We start from the raw sequence: 17,786 nt of genomic DNA, 5'->3' as shown, positions 1-17,786 counted from the left end.
GGGCTAAATGACGGACTAAAGTGTGCAGGTCACCTTGCGCAGGTGTCGGGGGCTATCCGGGTCACTGCCACGGGCCTTCGCTAGTTGTGCCACCATCGGATAGAAGCTCTGGATGACCGAGAGGGGCTCGAGGGCATCATGACCGGTATCCACCAGGGTCAATTGGCGAGCGGTGACTGATTCGTCGGCGGCCAGGAGCACATGGGCGCCGACACTTCTAAGCCAACCGGCCAGTTCCAGCAGGCTGGCCTGCTCGGCGCCACGCGGTGCAAACACCAGCACCGGGTACCCCGGGCCGATCAGCGCCATGGGGCCATGGCGCACTTCGGCGCCACTGAACGGTTCCGCCTGGATGGCGCAGGTCTCCTTGAACTTGAGCGCGGCTTCCTGAGCCACCGCGAGCCCGGCACCGCGGCCGATCACCATCAGCTTGTCAGCGTCGACCAGTGCCTCGACCGCCGGGCTCCAATCCTGCTCGCAAGCCATGGCAAGGCGCGAAGGTAGCGAGTCCAGCGCATTGAGCAGATAGGCATCTTGATGCCAGTGGGCGATCAGCTGCGCCATGGCCGCAAGCGTCGCCAGGTAGCTCTTGGTGGCGGCCACGCTGCGCTCTTCACCGGCATACAGCGGTATTTCGAAGTCGCTGGCCTCGCCAAGCGGCGACTCGGGGGTGTTGACCCATGCCAGGGTCCTGGCACCGGCGGCACCAAGTGCACGCTGGGTGGCGACCAGGTCAGGGCTCTGCCCCGACTGGGAGACCGCCAAGGCCAACTGGCCGGAGAGTTGCCAGGGGGCATCGAGCAGCGTGGTCAGCGAGGGTGGCAAGGACGCCACGGGAATCCCGCGATAGCGCATACACAGGTAGCCAAAGTAACTCGCGGCATGATCGGAACTGCCTCGCGCCACGGTCAATGCGCCTTGCGGCGGTGATTCGCGCAGCCGTTCGGCGAGTTCAGCGACCAAGGACTCGTTGCGGTGCAGTTGGCCACGAATCCGCTCAGGGGCGTTTCGGGCTTCTTCGAGCATCAGGGACATGGGGATTCTCCTAGGATCTCGCGGCCCTCGATCACGACCGCCTTGAGGTTGAGTTGGGTATCGAGGACCACCAGATCGGCCAGCGCCCCCGCGCACAGTTGCCCCTGCTCGGTAAGGCCGAGGAAAGCTGCGGGATAACGGGATAGCCGGTCCGAGGCGTCGGCCAGGGTCATGCCGATGGCCACCAGGTTGCGTAGCGCCTGGTCCATGGTCAGGGTGCTCCCGGCCAGCGTGCCATCGGCAAGCCTCACGCCGCCCAGGCACTTGGACACGGTCTGCTCACCCAGGCGGTACTCACCATCCGGCATGCCGGCGGCAGCGGTGGAATCGGTCACCGCGAAGAGGTTCGGAATGCAGCGCAGCGCCGCACGAATGGCACCCGGATGGACATGCAGCAGATCGGGAATCAGCTCGGCATAGTCGGCATGGGCCAGCGCCGCCCCCACCATGCCGGGCTCACGGTGGTGCAATCCGCTCATGGCATTAAACAAATGCGTGAAGCCACAGGCGCCGTTGCCAAGCGCAGCCACGCCCTCCTCATAGCTGCCCAGGGTGTGGCCAAGCTGCACGCGGATGCCGCGCTGTGCCAGATGGCGGATCAGTTCATGGTGGCCGGTCAATTCCGGCGCCAGCGTCACCAGGCGAATGGGGGCCAGTGCACAGAGCGCATCCAGCTCGGCGATGGTGCCGGCCCTGGCATGCGCGGGTTGGGCGCCAAGCTTGCCCGGATTGATGAAAGGCCCCTCGAGGTGAACACCCAGTACGCGCGCGGCATCCGCAGGAGGCGCCTCCATGTAAGTGGCAATCGCCTGCAGCACATCACGCACCTCGGCATCCGGTGCGGTCATGGTGGTGGCCAACAGGCTGGTGGTGCCGAAACGAGCATGGGTCCGGGCCAGCGTTGTAAGAGCCTCGGCGCCTTGCATGGCGTCGGCGCCTCCGCCGCCATGTACGTGCAGGTCGATGAAACCGGGCAGGATGCGTGGATGGTCGTTGGTTGCGGGATTCACCGGCTCGCCGACCAGGCCTGTAATGCGCCCGTCCCGCCAGTGGATCTCGCCCAGGCACCATCCGTCCGGGGTGAGGATATTGCCGAAGCAGGTGTTGCCGATGAACAGGCTTTCAGGGATCACGGGAGCCTCCTAGCGCGTCAGTTCGACCGTGAAGTCGTAGTAGTTGGTACGACACCAGGTAACGGTGAGCTCAGCCGGTGTGCCATCGGCCAGGTATCCCACCCGGGTCACCTTGAGCAGCGCCTGCCCCTCGGGCACCTGGGCCAGTCCCGCCAATTCGGCGTCGGCATTGATCGCGGTGATCTGCTGCAAGGCCCTGGCTACGGGCGTGCCGGCAGCATCGAGCACCGCGTAGAGCGAGCTCTCCACGGCCCTGGGCTCAGGCAGCAGCTCGGCCAGCAGGCAGCTCTCCTCCACCGCCATCACCACGTCATCGGCCAAACGCAGGCGCTTGAGCCGTGCCACGCGAGCCCCGGGTGGCAGGGACAGGCGCATCGCCTCATCGATACTCGGATTGGCCAGGCTTCGTTGCAGCCAGTGCGAACTGGTCGTGAATCCGCGCTGGGTCAGCATTTCGGTGAAGCTCGAAAGCCGCGTCAGCGGTTGATGAAACCGCGGTGTGATGAACGTTCCGGAGCCACGGATTCGACGAATCAGCCCCAACTCCTCCAGTCGGTCGAGCGCCTTGCGCGCGGTGATTCGCGAGATGTCCAGGGCCTCGGCCAGGTTGCGCTCGGATGGCAAGGCCTCGCCGGCCTGCCAGGCGCCATCTTCGATCGCCTGCTCAAGCTGGCGAGCCAACTGTTGGTAGAGAGGATTGCCTCCCTTGGCATCAAGACGAAGCTGTGCGTAGCGACTGTCCATGGAATCTCCGGTCGGGAGTGGCTGTGGCTTCTTGCCGACCACTATAGAACCACAATAGTACCAATTAAATACCAATTGATGAGACATTGGTCTAATAGGGTTGAAATTGCACAGCCTTTGGGTTGATGCCAAGCCACCTCGATTGGCATCAAGACGGGCCTGGCTGCGCTGTTCATTGGCGCCATGACCGTGGTGGCATCTGGATGGTGATCGCGTGGTATCGCGGGACGCCGTGAGAAGCGGTGAACCACCTGGCAAGGGGTTTGGCGGGAGCGACGGGAATCCGTATAGTGGCAGCCTTATCCCGCCACACGTTCGTGACCATGCTGCAGAACAACTCGGTGCTTGCTCAGCTCAAGCAACAGATTCGTGAGACCACGCCCAGGGCCGAAGGCGTGATCAAGGCCACCGACAAGGGTTTCGGTTTTCTCGAAACCGACGACGGCCAGTCCTATTTCGTGCCGCCACCCGCCATGAAGCAGGTACTGCATGGCGACCGCGTGCAGGCGGTGATCCATGAGAATGGTGACAAGACCTCGGTGGAACCCGATGCGCTGCTCGAGCCTGGCCTCGATCGCTTCATCGCCCGCGTGCAAAAGCGCGAGGGGCGGCTTGCCGTGGTGCCTGATCATCCGTTGATCAAGAACGTGCTCAAGGCGCGCATCAAGCGCAGCCTCGACGAAGACAGCATCGGCGACGGTGACTGGGTAGTGGCGCGCCTGGTGCGTCATCCGCTCAAGCCCGATGACCGCGCCTTCTTCGCCCAGATCGATGAGCTGGTGGCCAAGAGCGACGACCCGGCCGTGCCCTGGCGCGTGACCCTGGCGCGACACGCCCTGGAGCAGGAGTGCCCGGATGCCGGCGACGACTGGCCACTCCTGAACGAGGGGCTGACCCGCGAGGACTTGACCGCCGAGCCGTTCTTTACCATCGACGGCGAGAAGACCCGCGACATGGACGATGCGCTGCGTATCGAGCCACGCGCAGAAGGCGGCTGGGATCTCAGCGTGGCCATTGCCGACCCCACTGCCTATGTCGAGGAAGGCCACGCCGCCGACCTCGAGGCGCGTACCCGCGCCTTTACCGTGTACCTGCCCGGCCAGAACGTCACCATGCTGCCCGAGCAGCTGGCCGACGACCTGTGCTCGTTGTGGGAGCATCAGGATCGCCCGGTACTGGCCTGTACACTGACCGTCAATGCCGATGGCAGCCTTGGCGATTACCGTTTCTTCGCCGCCACCGCCCGCTCCCAGGCCAAACTCGCCTACGAGCGGGTTTCCGACTGGCTGGAAGGTCAGGGTGACTGGTCACCCGAACCGGCCATCGGCAGCCAGCTCGAAGCGCTTCGCGACCTCACCGAGGCGCGCAGCGCCTGGCGCGCCGAGCATGCCCTGGTGTTCAAGGATCGGCCCGACTACGTGTTCGATCTCGATCCGGCTGGCAACGTGCTGGAGGTTCGCACCGAAGACCGACGCATCGCCAACCGCATGATCGAAGAGTCGATGATTGCAGCCAACGCCTGCTGCGCCGACTTGCTCGCCGAACATGTCGGCCACGGTATCTTCAATGTTCACCGCGCCTTCGAACCGGAAAAGGCAGAGGCGGCCCAGGAATTCCTGGCTGGCCAATCCATCGAGGTGGAGCGTGAGCAGCTCACCGAGCTCAGTCGCTACAAGGAGCTCAAGCGCCAACTCGAAGGGCGTGATGATGCCTGGCTGGATGCCCGGCTGAGACGTTTCCAGGGCTTCACCAGCATGTCGGCCAAGCCAGGCCCACACTTCGGTCTGGGTCTTGCCGCCTACGCCACCTGGACCTCGCCGATTCGCAAGTATGGCGATATGGTCAACCACCGCTTGATCAAGCGGGTGCTCAAGGGTGAGCAGGCGCCGGCGGAAGCCAGCCAGACACTCACCGAGCAGCTCACCGAACGCCGCCGCCTGAATCGCATGGCCGAACGTGACGTCAAGGACTGGCTGTATGTGCGCTATCTGACCCCGGCCGCCGAGGCCCAGCAGGCGTTCGAGGCCGAGATCATCGCCATCAACCGCGGCGGTATGCGGGTGCGCCTGACCGCCAATGGTGCCACTGCCTTCGTGCCTGCCCCGCTGATGCACAGCGACCGCTCCAAGGTGGCCATTGATGACAAGGAAGGACGCATCCAGCTTGATGGTACCGAGCGCTACAAGCTCGGTGATGTGATCCAGGTAACCCTGACCGAGGCCCGCGAGGAAACACGCTCGCTGGTGGCCCGCCCCACCCTGTGAGGCCGGCCCTTCTTGAACTGCCGTTGATCGACAGACCCGCTGGACCAAGAAACGCCAAGCCAGGTAACGGCTTACCAGAATGACGCAACGGCGGCCCTCGGGCCGCCGTTGTCGTTGGTGGCTGGTGAAACACAAAGCGCCTACAGCGCGTTGGCAGGCGACCTCGCAGTGCGCTTCGCCCTGTGGCATTGTTAAAAAACGCCACAACATAAGACCGGATTAACCGGCTGGGTGATTGGACGCCATCTGAGTAACCGCAGGGGATGCAAGCGTATGGCCGAACGCCTGGGACTTCGCGGCAAGTCCACCCTTTCGCTATTGCTGGCTTGCCTGCTCGCCCTGGTCCCGGCGCTGATCATCGGTTGGCTTGCCATCGACGAGGTGCGGCGTCACTTTGCCAGCGCCTATGCCGAGCAATACACCTTGCTGCAGATGCAGCGCATCGTCGCCCCGGTTTCCAGGGAGCTCGCCTTGTCGCGGCGTTTTTCCAACTCGGTGGTCACGCGTGAGTGGCTGCGGGAGCCCGATGACCCGCAACGGCAACGGCGCTTCGTCGAGGAGGCCGAGGGCTTTCGCCAGCAGTTCGGCAGCAATGCGTTCTTCCTGATCGATGCCGCCACTCACGATTACTACTTCAGCGATGCCCCGCTGAACGACCTCACGCCCCGCTACCGACTCGCTGATGACGAGCCGGACGATGCCTGGTACTTCGACACCCTTGCAAGTACCTCGACCTACAATATCAACGTCAATCTCGATCAGACCCTTGAACGGGCGATGATCTGGGTCAACGTCAAGATCCGTGAGGGCGGCGAGGTATTGGGACTGGCGGGTGGCGGCATCGACCTTGGCCAGTTTCTCGATCGCTTCATTCGTGCCAGTGCCCCGGGGATGACGCCAATGATCGTCGACTCGCGCGGCGCGCTCCAGGCCCATCCGGATCAGACACGCATCGCGCTGGGCTCGGGCAGTAGTCCATTCGATACCGATAGTGATCGGCGCATTCAATCGCTGGTAGCCGAAGCCGACCGCCCTATGGTGCGTCAGGCGTTACAGGATGCCATGCGCCGCCCAGGGGCTACCGTGGCATTCGATGTGACCCTGGAAGGCGAACCTCGGCTGATGACAGTGGGCTTCATTCCTGAGCTGCAGTGGCTACTGGTCACGGCGCTGGACATGCAGGCCGCTCCGATCATCGACAGCCGCTGGTTCTGGCCCTTGATCGTTGCCCTGGGGCTGATACTTGCCTTGCTGATGGCGGGGTTCGCGTTCGCCACACATCGCCTGATCCTGGCGCCGCTTCACCGCCTCAGGCTTTCCGCCCAGGCGATTGCCGACGGCCACTACACCACGCGACTGCCCACTGAGCGGCAGGACGAGATAGGCGAACTCTCCCAGGCCTTCTCCCACATGGCGCATCAGGTCGAGCAGCACACCCAGCAGCTCGAGAGCCAGGTCGCCACGCGCACCCGGGATCTGGAAGAAGCCAATCACGAGATGACCCAGGCGCGACGCCAGATCGATGCGTCCCTTGAATACGCCAGCATCATCCAGCGCGCCATCCTGCCCTCTCGCCAGCTTCACCAACACCTGCCCGGCCACCATGCGGTGCTGTGGCGGCCCCGGGACATGGTCGGTGGCGATTTCTACCTGTTCAGGGCCAACGAGCATGGCTACCTGCTGGGCGTGATCGATTGCGCCGGCCACGGCGTACCCGGCTCGCTGATGACCATGCTGGCCCGCGCCATCGTCGACCATGCCATCCTTCAGGTCGGCCCCGACGACCCGGCCGCTATACTCGACGAGATGGACCGGCAAAATCGCGCTACCCTGCACAAGGACACCCTGCCCCGCTCCATCGCCACCAATATGGATGTCGGCCTTGTGTGGATAGAACCCGAGTACGAGCAGTTGACCTTCGCGGGGGCCAAGATGTCGTTGTATGCAAGTGACGGCAACCAGATCGACATCCATCCTGGAGATAAACGCGCCCTTGGCCACAAGCGTCCCATTCGCTATACCAACCGCCGTTTCGCGCTCAACCGTGGCTGGACCTACACACTGTGCACGGACGGTTTCCTCGATCAGGCCGGTGGCGAGCTTGGCTTCGGGTTTGGCAACCGACGCTTCGAGGACATGCTGGTTCGCCATGCACGTAAACCCCTTGCCGACCAGGTAGCAGCGTTTGAGGAAGAACTCGATCACTACCGCGCTGAACACGGCCAGCGTGACGATGTCACCTTGCTATGTTTTCGCCTTGATGAACCCCAAGACCACGAACCACACCGAGCCGCCGAGCGGCCATTCGACGCGCAAGGCGATCCCCGTTCGTCCGCGTCGTGAACAGCACAGGAGACACCATGGACCTGTTGACCCTGCGTGAGAGCTACCAGCGACAGCGCATCATGCTCTGCTTCAACGGCCCTATCTCGCGTAGCCTGATCGAAGAGATCGGCAATGCCTTGCGCAACTATCTGAACGGCCAGCCCACGCCGCCTTCCTCCGCCATGGACGTATTCGCCGTGTACATCGAGATGACGCAGAACATCCGCCATTACGCACGCACCAGGCAGTACAGCGAGGAACAGGCCACGGCCACCATTGCCGTGGCACGTGACGACGCGGACCACTACCTGATCTCGGCGGGTAATCTCGTCGAGATCGAGGATGGTCAACGACTCGTCGAGGTGGTCAACTCGCTAGCCGTGCTCGACGCCTCTGAGCTAAAGAAGGCCTATAAACAACAGCTGCGCCGTCCCCGTGACGAGGCAGCCACCAGTGGTGCTGGACTGGGGCTGCTCGACATGGCTCGCAAGTCGAGCCGCCCTCTCGTGCCGGCGCTGCAGCCATTGCCTTCCGGGCAAGGCTTCTTTAGCCTGACAGCCACTATCTAAATCAACTTCGATGCCCATGACCCACGACCTCAATATCCCGGGCAGCCAGTCAACGCCGGCCATTCAGGCCGACTGGCAAGCCGGCAGTCTATGCATGCAGGGAGACTCCTACCCGGAGAACTCCTATGAACTCTTCAATCAGGTGATCGGTTGGACGGAACGCTTCCTGGCCGACGCGACGCACCCGCTGACGCTGCAACTCGAACTCGTCTATCTCAATACCAGTTCGGTGAAGGCGATGATGGACATCTTCGACCTGCTCGAGGAGGCGCATCTGGATGGCCGTGAAGTGCGGGTAATCTGGCGCTTCGATGATCGCAACGAGCGTATCGGAGAACTGGCCGAGGAGTTCCGCGAAGACTGTACCTTCGACTTCGCCATCACTCCCATGCGGGTATCAGTGTGATGACTGGATCAGGCGGCGACGCCCCCCTGCTCGCGGATATTGCCGAGCTGCTCGAGCATCCGGACTATCAGGATCACCCGCTGCACGCGGCGCTCGCGGAGCTCTACCGGCGCCATCTCGAGCAGGAGATGCGGGTCGAGCGACTGGTGGCCATCGCCGATGGTTTCCAGCGTACGGCCCAGGAAGATCTCCACGCCACGCGCCACGAGCTTCAACGCCAGCTAAGGCGCCAGCGCAAGATCACGCACATCGCCGACCGCTACCAGGCCTTGCTTGGCGAACGCAACGAGGCACTGCTCGGGGAATCCCACCATGATGCCCTAACCGGGCTTGCCAACCGCCGCCTGATGCACGAGTACCTGGAGCAGCTCCTGGCCGCCAAGCAACGCCACCATCGCCCCTTCACCGTGGCGATGATCGATATCGATCACTTCAAGCGCATCAATGATCAACATGGCCACGCTGTCGGCGATCAGGCCCTGGTCCTGCTGACCGAAGCACTGCAGGATGCACTACGCACCAACGACCTCTGCGGACGTTGGGGGGGTGAAGAGTTCCTCGTCATTCTGCCGGAAACCACACTCGAGCAGGCAGAGCCGCTGATGTCCCGGCTATGCCAATGCATGCGCCAACTCGATATTCACTACCAGGGCATCCATCTGAACCTGACTGCCAGCATGGGGGTGGCCGAACACCGCACCCGGGAAAGCATCGAGCAGACCCTCCAACGTGCCGACAAGGCGCTGCTGCAAGCCAAACGCGAGGGCCGGGATCGCTGGTTGGCAGCTAGCTGAGGCACGGCAACCGACCTTCAACGCAAACAACCTCCCTCACGCGAAACAGGCATCAATGCAAAAGGGCATCAACGCAAAAAGGGCACCCGAAGGTGCCCTTTTTGCGTTGATGCCTTGGCTCAGTTGCTGCCTTGGATCAGTCGTTGGCTTACCAGCCAGTCACTTCCTTGAGCGCATCACCGATTTCGGCCAGCGAACGCACTGTCTTGACGCCAGCATCTTCCAGGGCGGCGAACTTCTCGTCCGCCGTGCCCTTGCCACCGGAAATGATCGCCCCGGCGTGGCCCATGCGCTTGCCGGGAGGTGCTGTTACACCCGCGATGTAGGATACCACCGGCTTGGAGACGTTGGCCTTGATGAAGGCAGCGGCCTCTTCCTCGGCGGTGCCGCCGATCTCGCCAATCATCACGATCGCCTCGGTCTGCGGATCCTTCTCGAACATCGCCAGGATGTCGATGAAGTTGGAGCCCGGAATCGGGTCGCCACCGATGCCGACACAGGTGGACTGGCCAAAGCCATGGTCGGTGGTCTGCTTGACGGCTTCATAGGTCAGGGTGCCGGAGCGCGACACGATACCGACCTTGCCCGGCTTGTGGATATGGCCCGGCATGATGCCGATCTTGCACTCGCCCGGCGTGATGACACCCGGGCAGTTCGGGCCGATCAGGCGCACGCCCAGTTCGTCGCACTTGACCTTGGCATCGAGCATATCGAGCGTCGGGATGCCTTCGGTGATGCACACGATCAGCTTGATGCCGGCATTGGCGGCCTCGAGGATCGAATCCTTGCAGAACGGCGCTGGCACGTAGATCACGCTGGCCTCGGCACCGGTCTGGGCTACCGCCTCCTTGACGGTGTTGAACACCGGCAGGCCCAGATGCTCCTGTCCGCCCTTGCCCGGGGTCACGCCGCCCACCATCTGGGTTCCGTAGGCAATCGCCTGCTCGGAGTGGAAGGTCCCCTGGCCACCCGTGAAACCCTGGCAGATGACCTTGGTGTTCTTGTCGATCAGGATACTCATTACTTGCCCTCCGCTGCCTTGACGACCTGCTGAGCCGCATCGGTCAGGCTGGTAGCAGCGATGATGTTCAGACCGCTGGAGGCCAGTTTCTCGGCACCCAGCTCGGCGTTGTTACCTTCCAGACGCACGACGACCGGGACATTGACCCCGACCTGCTCGACGGCACCGATGATGCCCTCGGCGATCATGTCGCAGCGCACGATCCCGCCGAAGATGTTGACCAGCACGGCCTTGACGTTGTCGTCGGAGAGGATGAGCTTGAACGCCTCGGCGACACGCTCCTTGGTGGCACCACCGCCCACATCGAGGAAGTTGGCTGGGCTGCCGCCGTTGAGGTTGACGATGTCCATGGTGCCCATGGCCAGGCCAGCGCCGTTGACCATGCAGCCGATGTTACCGTCAAGTGCCACGTAGTTGAGTTCCCAGGCAGCGGCTTCCGCCTCGCGCTCGTCTTCCTGGGACGGGTCGCGCATCGCCTGCAGGTCTGGATGACGGTAGAGTGCGTTGCTGTCCAGGTTGATCTTGGCGTCGAGGCAGTGCAGGTTACCTTCGTCGGTGATCACCAGCGGGTTGATCTCGAGCAGCGCCAGGTCCTTGTCGTGGAACAACTTGGAAAGACCCAGGAAGATCTTGGTGAACTGCTTCACCTGATCCCCGGACAGCCCCAGAGCGAAGGCCAGTTCACGGGCCTGGTAAGGCTGAGCGCCCACCAGTGGGTCGATTTCAGCCTTGAGGATCTTCTCGGGCGTTTCCTCGGCGACCTTCTCGATCTCGACACCGCCTTCGGTGGAGGCCATGAACACCACGCGACGCGTGGTGCGGTCCACCACGGCGCCCAGATACAGCTCGGAGGCGATGTCGGTGCAGTTCTCGACCAGGATCTTGGCAACCGGCTGGCCGTTTTCATCCGTCTGGTAGGTCACCAGGTTCTTGCCAAGCCACTGCTCGGAGAAGGCATGCGCCTCCTCCGGGCTCTTGATCAGCTTGACACCGCCGGCCTTGCCGCGGCCACCAGCGTGAACCTGGGCCTTGACGACCCACATGTCGCCACCGATTTTCTTGCAGGCTTCGGCCGCGTCCTCGGGAGTGTCGACGGCAAAGCCCTTGGAAACAGGCAGACCATAGTCGGCAAACAGTTGCTTGCCCTGATATTCGTGAAGGTTCATCGATTCATGCCATTGGTTGCATGTGACTCGAACGGCAGCCGGGCCAACACCATTAGGGTGCGGCATTGAAGCTGCCACCGACCTCTTCCGATACTTGGTCGGAAGGGATGCGCCGCCCGCGGGCGGCGCTAGTTGTCCTATTTACGCTTCTTGCGATTGGCCATGTGGATCGCATGGCCTTCCACCGCCAGCGCGGCCTCGTGCACGGCCTCCGACATGGTCGGGTGCGCGTAGCAGGTCAATGCCAGATCCTCGGCGCTGGAACCGAACTCCAGCGCGATCACGCCTTGAGCGATCATCTCGCCAGCATGTTGACCGACGATGTGCATGCCCAGTACGCGATCCGTCTCGGCGTCGGCAATGATCTTTGCCTGACCTTCGGTCGCATTGTTGGCCATGGCACGGCCGCTGGCGGCAAACGGGAAGGACCCCGTCTTGACCTCGATGCCCTTGGCCTTGGCATCTTCCTCGGTCAGGCCAACCCAGGCGACTTCCGGGAAGGTATAGATCACACTGGGGATGGCATCGTAGTTCATCTCGGCCTTATGGCCGGCGATGATATCAGCCACCATGATACCCTCTTCGGACGCCTTGTGAGCCAGCATCGGGCCACGTACACAGTCACCGATGGCGAAGACGCTCGGCACGCTGGTGCGGCACTGGTCATCGACATGGATGAAGCCACGCTCGTCCAGTTCGACACTGACGCCATCGGCGACCACGCCCTTGGTGTAGGGCTTTCTGCCCACGCAGACGATCAGCCTGTCGAAGGTCAGTTCCTGCTCGCCCTTGGCATCGGTGTACTTGACCACGACTTCCTTGCCCTTGACCTCGGAACCGGTCACGCGAGCGCCCAACTGGATATCCAGCCCCTGCTTCTTGAGCAGCTTCTGAGTCTCCTTGGCGATGGCGCCATCGACCATCGGCAGGAAGCTGTCCATGGCCTCGAGCACGGTGACATCGGACCCCAGACGGCTCCACACGCTGCCCAGTTCCAGGCCAATCACGCCGGCACCAATCACCCCCAGACGCTTGGGCACATCCTCGAACTCGAGTGCCCCGGTGGAGTCGACGATCAGTCCTTCGGTCATCGGCGTCGGCGGGATTTCCACCGGCACGGAACCCGCCGCGATCACGATGTTGTCGGCTTCATAGGTGGTGGCCTTGCCGTCGAGGTCGGTGACCTCGACCTGCTTCGCCCCGGTCACCTTGCCAGTGCCATCGATGGCGGTCACGCCGTTGGCCTTGAACAGGCCGGAGATGCCCCCGGTCAGGTTCTTCACGATCTTGTCCTTGCGGGCCATCATCTTCTTGACGTCCATGGTGACGTCACCGGCCTGGATCCCCATGTCATCGAAATCATGCTTGGCTTCGACGAACTTGTGGGACGCCTCGAGCAGCGCCTTGGACGGAATACAACCCACGTTCAGGCAGGTGCCGCCATGAACGACCTTTTTTTCCTCCTTGCCGATCCACTTCTCGACACAGGCGGTCTTGAGGCCCAGTTGGGCGGCGCGGATGGCAGCAACGTAGCCGCCAGGGCCCGCACCGATCACGATCACATCGAATTTATCGGCCATGTGGTTTTCCTGTTGATCGGTTCGCGTTTGAGTCCGTTGTGGGTGGCGCTCAGATGTCCAGCAGCAAACGTGCCGGGTCTTCGAGCAGTGCCTTGATGGTGACCAGGAACTGCACAGCATCCTTGCCATCAATCATGCGGTGATCGTATGACAGCGCCAGGTACATCATCGGCCGGATCTCGACCTTGCCATTCACCGCCATCGGGCGTTCCTGGATCTTGTGCATGCCCAGGATCGCCGTCTGCGGCGGATTGATGATCGGTGTAGACAACAGCGAGCCGAAGATGCCGCCATTGGTAATGGTGAAGGTGCCCCCGGTCATCTCGTCGATACCCAGCTTGCCGTCACGGGCACGCTTGCCGAAGTCGACGATGCCCTTCTCGACATCGGCGATCTTCATGCTGTCGGTATCGCGCAGCACCGGCACCACCAGCCCACGGTCGGTGGAGACGGCCACGCCGATGTCCTGATAGCCGTGGTAGACGATGTCGGTACCGTCGATGGAGGCATTCACGTCCGGGAAGCGCTTGAGCGCCTCGGAAGCCGCCTTGACGAAGAAACCCATGAAACCGAGCTTGGTGTCGTGCGCCTTGAGGAAGGTGTCCTTGTACTGGGCACGCAGGTCCATCACCGCCCCCATGTCCACCTCGTTATAGGTGGTCAGCATGGCGGCGGTCTGCTGAGCCTGAACCAGGCGCTTGGCAATGGTCTGGCGCAGGCGGCTCATCGGCACGCGCTTCTCGGGGCGCTCGCCCTCCACCGCCGGCGCAGCGGCCGCCTGCTTGGGCGAAGCGGCTGGCTTGGCCGCTTTCTTGGCGCTGCCATCCTTGACCGCCTTCTGAACGTCCTCCTTGAGGATACGGCCACCCTTGCCGGTGCCTTCAATGGCACTGACGTCGAGGTCATGCTCGGCAACCAGCTTGCGCGCGGCAGGCGCAAGAATCTTGTCCCCCAGTTTCTCGTCGCTGGCACCATCGTCAGCGGATGCTGGCGGTGTTTCCTTGCTCGGTGCGGCATCGCCGCCAGCGCCTTCACTGAAGATCGCAAGAACGGCCTCGGACTCGACCTGGCTGCCCTCTTCCACCTTGATCTCGGCAAGCGCGCCATCGGCCGGCGCCACCACTTCCAGCACCACCTTGTCGGTTTCGATATCGGCAAGCACCTCGTCACGCGTTACCGCCTCGCCAACCTGCTTGTGCCAGGTGGAGACCGTGCCTTCCTGAATCGACTCAGGGAAGGTCGGCGCCTTCACTTCATGCTTCTTGCCACCACCGGCAGGCTTGCCACCTTCCTGCTTGTCACTCTTGGCGTCATCCTGCTTGTCAGCCTTGGTGTCTTTCTTCTCGTCTTGCTTGTCGCCACCCTTGGCAGCGCCTTCACCGATCTTGCCCAGCACCTGCTCGGACTGGACGGTGTCGCCCTCCTCGGCCAGCACCTCGCTGAGGGTACCCGCCTCGGGTGCCAGCACCTCGAGCACCACCTTGTCGGTCTCGATCTCGACGATCAACTCGTCACGCTCGACGCTGTCGCCGGCTTTCTTGTGCCAGGCGGCCACGCTGCCTTCAGCAACGGATTCCGGAAAGGTAGGAGCCTTGATCTCGGTAGCCATGTCGTTTCCCTTGTGTGTTCTCTCGTCCCGGTGGGCCGCCTCAAAGATTGAAGGCGTCTTCCACCAACTGGCGCTGCTGTTCGGTATGCACGGACATGTAGCCCGCCGCGGGTGCTGCCGATGCCGGGCGGCCGGCAAACTTGAGCTTGCCACCCAGGCCATCCTTGAGCATGTCGGCCACGGCCCTCATGTGATGCTGGCTCGAGTACCATGCGCCCTGATTGAGCGGCTCTTCCTGACACCACACGATGTCAGTGACATTGGTGTAGTCCTTGATCGCCTCAAGCAGCTCTTCCTTGGGGAAGGGATAGAGCTGCTCGATGCGCAGGATCGCCACGTCATCGCGCCCGTTCTCGGCACGCCAGTTGGCCAGGTCGTAGTAGACCTTGCCGGCGCACAACACGACGCGCTCGACCTTCGTGGCCTCGAGGTTACCCTTGTCGGCGAGCACCATCTCGAACGAACCCTCGGAAAGGTCGTCGAGAGTCGACGTCGCATCCTTGTGGCGAAGCAGGCTCTTCGGCGACATCACCACCAACGGCTTTCTCAGCTTGCGGATCACCTGGCGACGCAGCAGGTGGAAGATCTGCGCCGGAGTGGTCGGGACACAGACCTGCATGTTGTGCTCGGCACACATCTGCAGGAAACGCTCGAGGCGGGCCGAGGAGTGCTCGGGACCCTGCCCTTCATAGCCATGGGGCAACAGCATGGTCAAACCGCACAGCCGCTCCCACTTGGTCTCGCCGGAGGAGATGAACTGATCGACAACCACCTGGGCGCCGTTGAAAAAGTCACCGAACTGCGCCTCCCAGATCACCAGGTCATTGGGCGCCGTGGTGGAGTAGCCGTACTCGAACGCCAGCACCGCCTCCTCGGAGAGGAAGGAGTCGTGGATGGTGAATCGTGGCTGCCCGTCGGCCATGTGCTGAAGTGGTACGTAGGCGCTGCCGTCCTTCTGGTTGTGCACCACCGCGTGACGGTGGGAGAAGGTGCCGCGCCCCACGTCCTGCCCGGTAAGGCGCACCGGATGCCCTTCATCGAGCAAGGTGGCGTAGGCCAGGGTTTCGGCAAAGCCCCAGTTGAGGCCCAGCCCACCGGCCTGCATCTTGCGCCGGTCTTCGTAAATCTTGACGACTTGGCGCTGCACCTCGATTCGATCGGGGATCTCGCACATCTTGGCGGCCAGGCGCTGCAGCCGCTTCATCGCCACACCAGTGTCGGCGGCACCGGTCCATTCGTGCCCCAGGTACGGCCTCCAGTCGACGAACAACGAGGTGTTGGGTTGCTGCACCAGGGCATTGGCAACATGGTTGCCGGCCATCAGGTCGTCGCGATAGGTCTCGACCATTGCCTTGACGTCATCTTCCGAGAGCACGCCCTGCTCGACCAGGCGCTGTGCGTACAGGGTACGCGCCGACGGATGCTCCTTGATCTTGCTGTACATCATCGGCTGGGTGCCGGACGGCTCGTCAGCCTCGTTGTGGCCACGGCGGCGGTAGCAGACCAGATCGATCACCACGTCACGCTTGAACTGCTGGCGATAGTCCAGGGCCACCTGGGTGACATGCAATACGGCATCTGCATCATCGCCATTGACGTGGAAAATCGGTGCCTGAACCATCTTGGCGATGTCGGTGCAGTACTCGGTGGAACGCGCGTCCAGAGGATGTGACGTCGTGAAGCCCACCTGGTTGTTGATGACGATATGGACCGTGCCGCCAGTCTTGTAGGCACGGGTTTGCGACATCTGGAAGGTTTCCATGACCACGCCCTGGCCGGCGAAGGCCGCATCACCATGGATGTTGATCGGCAACACCTTGATGCCTTCATGATCGTCGCGACGGTCCTGTCGAGCCCGCACGGAACCTTCCACCACTGGAGAAACGATCTCCAGGTGGGAGGGGTTGAAGGCCAGCGCCAGGTGGACTTCGCCGCCCGGGGTCATGACGTTGGAGCTGAAGCCTTGGTGGTACTTGACGTCGCCGGAACCGCGCTCGATGACCTTTTTGCCATCGAATTCATCAATCAATTCAGAGGGGTTCTTGCCAAGGATATTGACCAGCAGGTTGAGGCGTCCGCGGTGAGCCATGCCAATGACCATTTCCTTGACCCCATAGCCTCCCCCGCGCTGAATCAGCTCATCCATCATCGGGATGAAAGCTTCCCCGCCCTCAAGGCCGAAACGCTTGGTACCCGGGTATTTTGAAGCCAGGTAGTTCTCGAGGCCTTCGGCAGCCGTAAGGCGCTCGAGCACGTGCTTGCGTACGTCATGGCTGAAGGTTGGCGCACTGCGCACCGACTCGAAACGCTGCTGCAGCCAGCGCTTCTCCTCGGTATCGACGATGTGCATGATCTCGCAGCCGACCGAGCGACAATAGGTCTGGTCCAGTGCCTCGACAATATCCTTCAGTGGAGCCTTGTCCAGGCCCAGGAAGAACGAACCGGTCTGAAATTCGGTGTCCAGGTCAGCCTTGGAAAGCTGATGGAAGGAGAGGTCTAGATCTGGAACGGGGGTTGGACTGCGCAGTCCAAGAGGGTCGATGTTGGCCTTCTGATGCCCGCGGAAGCGATAGGCGTTGATCAGCTGAAGGACCTTGACCTGCTTCTTGCTCTCGTCACTGTCGGTAGCCGATGCCACCTGGGTAGTGCGGCGCTGACGGCCCAACTCGTAGAACTGATCGCGGATAGGGCTAAGCGGAACATCATGAGAGGCGCTGCCTTCGGGACGTGGCAGCTGATCGAAATACTTGCGCCATTCGTCGGGGACAGCATCGGGATTATCGAGGTACTGCTCATAGAGCGCTTCCACGTAGTGAACATTCGCGCCACTGACGTGGGAGGAGCGCCACATCAACTCCATTATGCCTTGTTGCATCTCTCGGTCACCCTGCACTGATGGGGTGGTATCGGCGTCACCACGCAACCTACGCGGTAACATCGGTGAAGCCCTGCCGGAGGGGCGTCTGTCTTCCGGCACTTCCGACATAAGGCCGAAAGCCTTGAAATCCATGCTCATGAGCCGGTACCCAAGGCACCGGCTCATGACGAACATTTACCGTGATCGGTCTGCGACACCCTGTCGCAGCCAGGACCATGGCTCATGATAACAAGCCAGGGGCCACGATTTAAGTGGCATGAGC

13 protein-coding genes are annotated in these 17,786 nt (G+C 62.3%); 5 read left to right on the top strand and 8 right to left on the bottom strand.

What is annotated here, in order from left to right; genetic code table 11:
- Positions 1-15 precede the first annotated feature (15 nt).
- From C6V82_RS04305 to C6V82_RS04295, 3 genes are read right to left on the bottom strand one after another with little or no spacing between them, the layout of a single operon-like run.
- Positions 16-1,035, bottom strand: coding sequence for an SIS domain-containing protein (locus tag C6V82_RS04305; protein ID WP_219724538.1), 1,020 nt, complete (start codon positions 1,033-1,035; stop codon positions 16-18).
- Positions 1,026-2,168, bottom strand: a complete 1,143-nt coding sequence (gene nagA / locus C6V82_RS04300; RefSeq protein ID WP_229843042.1) for an N-acetylglucosamine-6-phosphate deacetylase — start codon at positions 2,166-2,168, stop codon at positions 1,026-1,028. The genes C6V82_RS04305 and nagA overlap by 10 nt, the downstream gene beginning before the upstream one ends.
- A gap of 9 nt (positions 2,169-2,177) precedes the next feature.
- On the bottom strand, positions 2,178-2,912 hold the full coding sequence (locus C6V82_RS04295; protein ID WP_102589625.1) for a GntR family transcriptional regulator: 735 nt from the start codon (positions 2,910-2,912) through the stop codon (positions 2,178-2,180).
- Between the two features lie 323 nt (positions 2,913-3,235).
- On the opposite strand from C6V82_RS04295, the gene C6V82_RS04290 reads away from it, so the two are divergent.
- The 5 genes from C6V82_RS04290 to siaD all read left to right on the top strand — a co-directional run bounded on the left by C6V82_RS04290 (position 3,236) and on the right by siaD (position 9,270).
- Entirely contained in the window at positions 3,236-5,176 is a 1,941-nt protein-coding gene (locus C6V82_RS04290) for an exoribonuclease II (RefSeq protein WP_102589734.1), read from the top strand.
- Between the two features lie 273 nt (positions 5,177-5,449).
- Positions 5,450-7,519: a biofilm regulation protein phosphatase SiaA gene (siaA, locus tag C6V82_RS04285; RefSeq protein ID WP_102589624.1), complete on the top strand. Its 2,070-nt coding sequence runs from the start codon at positions 5,450-5,452 to the stop codon at positions 7,517-7,519.
- Positions 7,520-7,536: 17 nt separating this feature from the next.
- The gene (gene siaB / locus C6V82_RS04280) at positions 7,537-8,070 is read left to right on the top strand and encodes a biofilm regulation protein kinase SiaB (protein WP_102589623.1); all 534 of its coding nucleotides are present in this window, start codon (positions 7,537-7,539) and stop codon (positions 8,068-8,070) included.
- 16 nt (positions 8,071-8,086) lie between these two features.
- Positions 8,087-8,476, top strand: a complete 390-nt coding sequence (gene siaC / locus C6V82_RS04275; protein WP_102589622.1) for a biofilm regulation phosphoprotein SiaC — start codon at positions 8,087-8,089, stop codon at positions 8,474-8,476.
- Positions 8,476-9,270 (top strand): biofilm regulation diguanylate cyclase SiaD, encoded by a 795-nt coding sequence (gene siaD, locus C6V82_RS04270; protein ID WP_102589621.1) that lies wholly within the window; start codon positions 8,476-8,478, stop codon positions 9,268-9,270. Before siaC ends, siaD begins: the two co-directional genes overlap by 1 nt.
- A 148-nt stretch (positions 9,271-9,418) precedes the next feature.
- On the opposite strand, the gene sucD is transcribed toward siaD, so the two are convergent.
- The 5 genes from sucD to C6V82_RS04245 all read right to left on the bottom strand — a co-directional run bounded on the left by sucD (position 9,419) and on the right by C6V82_RS04245 (position 17,521).
- Positions 9,419-10,291 (bottom strand): succinate--CoA ligase subunit alpha, encoded by an 873-nt coding sequence (gene sucD, locus C6V82_RS04265; RefSeq protein ID WP_102589620.1) that lies wholly within the window; start codon positions 10,289-10,291, stop codon positions 9,419-9,421.
- Complete coding sequence (sucC, locus tag C6V82_RS04260; protein ID WP_102589619.1) at positions 10,291-11,457, bottom strand: ADP-forming succinate--CoA ligase subunit beta; 1,167 nt, start codon at positions 11,455-11,457, stop codon at positions 10,291-10,293. The genes sucD and sucC overlap by 1 nt, the downstream gene beginning before the upstream one ends.
- 137 nt (positions 11,458-11,594) lie before the next feature.
- Positions 11,595-13,037, bottom strand: coding sequence for a dihydrolipoyl dehydrogenase (lpdA, locus tag C6V82_RS04255; protein ID WP_102589618.1), 1,443 nt, complete (start codon positions 13,035-13,037; stop codon positions 11,595-11,597).
- 49 nt (positions 13,038-13,086) lie between these two features.
- Positions 13,087-14,646, bottom strand: coding sequence for a 2-oxoglutarate dehydrogenase complex dihydrolipoyllysine-residue succinyltransferase (gene odhB, locus C6V82_RS04250; protein ID WP_102589617.1), 1,560 nt, complete (start codon positions 14,644-14,646; stop codon positions 13,087-13,089).
- 40 nt (positions 14,647-14,686) lie between these two features.
- Positions 14,687-17,521, bottom strand: a complete 2,835-nt coding sequence (locus tag C6V82_RS04245) for a 2-oxoglutarate dehydrogenase E1 component (RefSeq protein WP_102589616.1) — start codon at positions 17,519-17,521, stop codon at positions 14,687-14,689.
- Positions 17,522-17,786: the final 265 nt, after the last annotated feature.

Source organism: Halomonas urumqiensis, from assembly GCF_003028575.1.
GTDB classification, from domain to species: domain Bacteria; phylum Pseudomonadota; class Gammaproteobacteria; order Pseudomonadales; family Halomonadaceae; genus Halomonas; species Halomonas urumqiensis.
This window is presented reverse-complemented; position numbering and strand designations above follow the sequence as displayed.

Excerpts from the sequence above, each read along its gene's own strand:
- siaC (WP_102589622.1), top strand. The coding sequence starts at position 8,087 with ATGACCCACGACCTCAATATCCCGGGCAGCCAGTCAACGCCGGCCATT.
- siaB (WP_102589623.1), top strand. The coding sequence starts at position 7,537 with ATGGACCTGTTGACCCTGCGTGAGAGCTACCAGCGACAGCGCATCATG.
- siaD (WP_102589621.1), top strand. The coding sequence starts at position 8,476 with ATGACTGGATCAGGCGGCGACGCCCCCCTGCTCGCGGATATTGCCGAG.
- C6V82_RS04295 (WP_102589625.1), bottom strand. The coding sequence starts at position 2,912 with ATGGACAGTCGCTACGCACAGCTTCGTCTTGATGCCAAGGGAGGCAAT.
- sucC (WP_102589619.1), bottom strand. The coding sequence starts at position 11,457 with ATGAACCTTCACGAATATCAGGGCAAGCAACTGTTTGCCGACTATGGT.
- sucD (WP_102589620.1), bottom strand. The coding sequence starts at position 10,291 with ATGAGTATCCTGATCGACAAGAACACCAAGGTCATCTGCCAGGGTTTC.
- siaA (WP_102589624.1), top strand. The coding sequence starts at position 5,450 with ATGGCCGAACGCCTGGGACTTCGCGGCAAGTCCACCCTTTCGCTATTG.
- odhB (WP_102589617.1), bottom strand. The coding sequence starts at position 14,646 with ATGGCTACCGAGATCAAGGCTCCTACCTTTCCGGAATCCGTTGCTGAA.
- lpdA (WP_102589618.1), bottom strand. The coding sequence starts at position 13,037 with ATGGCCGATAAATTCGATGTGATCGTGATCGGTGCGGGCCCTGGCGGC.
- C6V82_RS04305 (WP_219724538.1), bottom strand. The coding sequence starts at position 1,035 with ATGTCCCTGATGCTCGAAGAAGCCCGAAACGCCCCTGAGCGGATTCGT.
- C6V82_RS04290 (WP_102589734.1), top strand. The coding sequence starts at position 3,236 with ATGCTGCAGAACAACTCGGTGCTTGCTCAGCTCAAGCAACAGATTCGT.
- C6V82_RS04245 (WP_102589616.1), bottom strand. The coding sequence starts at position 17,521 with ATGCAACAAGGCATAATGGAGTTGATGTGGCGCTCCTCCCACGTCAGT.